Here is a 1,630-nt window from a genome sequence, read left to right as displayed (position 1 = left end):
TCCCTGCCCGTTTGCCACAGAGTATGGCTTAGCACTCAATACACGCCTTGGCATACGAGGCGCGTTCGATTTCCAGCACCTCTACACACAGTTGCACCTCGACACCATCAGGCCAGCACTGCTGCTGCAACACCTGCAGCAAGCAGGCGGACAAGGCCTGCCGGGTAGCGGGTGAGCGCCCATCAAGAATGGACAATCTGGCGTGCACGAATGCGCGCGGCGCTAGCGAAACACCGATCAGAAAGGCATCCATCCTCTGTGCCCGGCTCTTGATGTCGCGCTCTTCAAACTGGCCACAGGCCAGCAGTGCCTGATTCATCGCCAACAGCAGCGCGCCGGTATCCAGTGCCGACAAATTGTCCGAATATTCGATATTCAGGTGGGGCATAACGACTCCTTTAACACAAAAACGATCAGCTTTTTACCGGCACCGGCATCCGCATTGCCGCCTGCGGCTTTTTCTGGCTGACCAGCACCCCACCGAACACCAGCGCACATGCCAGCCACTGTGACAGGTTCAGCATTTCGCCCAGAATCAGCCAGGCCAGCGCCACCGAAAACACCGGAATCAGGTTGATAAAGGAAGCCGCGCGCGCCACATCGACCTTGCTCACCGCCCAGGTATACAGACCATAGCCGCCCAGCGTGATGCAGGCCCCCAGATACACCACCCATACACTAGGCCAGAGCGGCAGCGTATCCGGCCACTGCCCCCACGGCGTCAGCATGCCGATGCCGAACCATAGCGAGCCCATCAGCGCCTGCACCCCGGTCAGCAGCAGCGCCGAATAGCGCGGTGACAGCTTCTTGGCGATCAGCATATAGCCGGCACCACACACCATGGCCAGAAACTCCAGCGCATTACCAAGCAAGGGATTGGGCGCGTCGGCACTGCTGCTGGCGCCCACCGTCAGCCACACCACGCCGGCAAACGACACCACCATGCCGGCCCACACCTGACGGCCATGGCGCTCGGCCAGAAACAGCATGGCACCGGCCGTCACCAGAATCGGCAGCGTGGCGGTGATCACCGCTGCCTGCGAGGCACTGGTCAGCATCAAAGCCTTAGCTTCGAATAAAAAGTACAGACAAGGCTCGGCCAGTCCCAGCCCCAGCAGCCATTTCCAGTCACCCGCCTGATAGCGCCAGCGCTTGCCGGCACGCAAGATCAGCGGCAGCACGCATAGCGACGCGATCACCATGCGCGCAAAAAGCACGAATACCGGGTCGAACACGGCAAAGACATACTTGAGGGCAATAAAGGAACTGGCCCATAACAGCATGGCCAGTGTCAGGGCAAGATAGGGCAGCATGGCAGGCAGGCTTCACAAAATTTTAAACAGCATTATCTACCCTTAATGCATATTTAAACAAGCTAACACCACGCCCCATAAAAAAAACGAGCCTGAGGCTCGTTTTTCATCATGCAACAGCAAACGTGCTTAACGCAGGATCTGCACCGACTTCACATCGACTTCCACCCCGCTGATTTCCTTGTCCACCTTGCCGCTCAGGCGCACGCGGGTCTTGTCGTCAAATTTGACCGTCGGCAGATGCTTACCATCAATCTCGACCACGCCCTCGCCGCTGGCATCGCGGAACTGGTAAGTCTCATGCGTGAGCTGCTTGA

3 protein-coding genes are annotated in these 1,630 nt (G+C 58.4%); all 3 read right to left on the bottom strand.

Features of this window, described 5'->3' with window-relative positions; all coding sequences use genetic code 11:
• Nucleotides 1-28: 28 nt before the first annotated feature.
• Nucleotides 29-388 carry a 5-carboxymethyl-2-hydroxymuconate Delta-isomerase gene (locus tag EGI20_RS18465; RefSeq protein ID WP_498631392.1) on the bottom strand — a complete coding sequence of 120 codons (360 nt, stop codon included), beginning with the start codon at nt 386-388 and terminating at the stop codon, nt 29-31.
• A 25-nt stretch (nt 389-413) separates the two neighbouring features.
• On the bottom strand, nt 414-1,313 hold the full coding sequence (locus EGI20_RS18460) for a DMT family transporter (RefSeq protein ID WP_498631393.1): 900 nt from the start codon (nt 1,311-1,313) through the stop codon (nt 414-416).
• A 129-nt stretch (nt 1,314-1,442) separates the two neighbouring features.
• Nucleotides 1,443-1,630 (bottom strand): YgiW/YdeI family stress tolerance OB fold protein (locus EGI20_RS18455; protein WP_498633152.1); only part of this gene is annotated, 188 nt, incomplete at its 5' end.

This window comes from Aquitalea sp. S1-19 (assembly GCF_024343515.1).
Note: the sequence above shows the minus strand (reverse complement) of the source record. Positions and strands in the feature narration are given on the sequence as shown.